Raw genomic sequence first — 494 nt, 5'->3', positions numbered from 1 at the left:
TTCTCTGCTTGGACAGCTGCTCCTAAAGCAGTAAGATGTGTCTGTCCTAACGGATCTGATATGTTCACACATCGTCTATGCAATACACCAGTAGCATCATAACCTTTAAGGTGAATAACTATGTTATGTGCACTTCCCCTTCCGGGTTTATAGAGAATATTTTTCCGTAAATCGGTAAATTTTTCTCCACTAATCATTTTCCAAATCCCTGTATTCACCAGAGAAACCAGTCCATATGTAGATATTTTACTATCAAAAGCAATACGAAAGTTAGTCGAAACAGCATGAATTGATTGTGGCAGGGTTACGTGATCGGGAGTATCCAAACGATAACATTTGGTTATATAACCGTTGGGAAAGCGGACTTTAATTGGATTAGTCATTGGATAAGCCTGTCGCATTCCCTCTCGAGCTTTGACTTCAAACGGAATAGTTAACCGGTCCATATACGCTGTTGAATTTGGTCCTGCTTTGTCTTGAAGAGAATATAGTGC

Annotated in this window: 1 pseudogene; it reads right to left on the bottom strand. The window is 39.7% G+C overall.

The features are described from left to right. Positions 1-494: pseudogene (locus B5P42_RS31395) on the bottom strand (saccharopine dehydrogenase); the annotation flags it as partial.

The organism is Bacillus sp. SRB_331 (genome assembly GCF_003264175.1).
GTDB classification, from domain to species: Bacteria; Bacillota; Bacilli; order Bacillales; family Bacillaceae_G; genus Bacillus_A; species Bacillus_A mycoides.
Note: the sequence above shows the minus strand (reverse complement) of the source record. Positions and strands in the feature narration are given on the sequence as shown.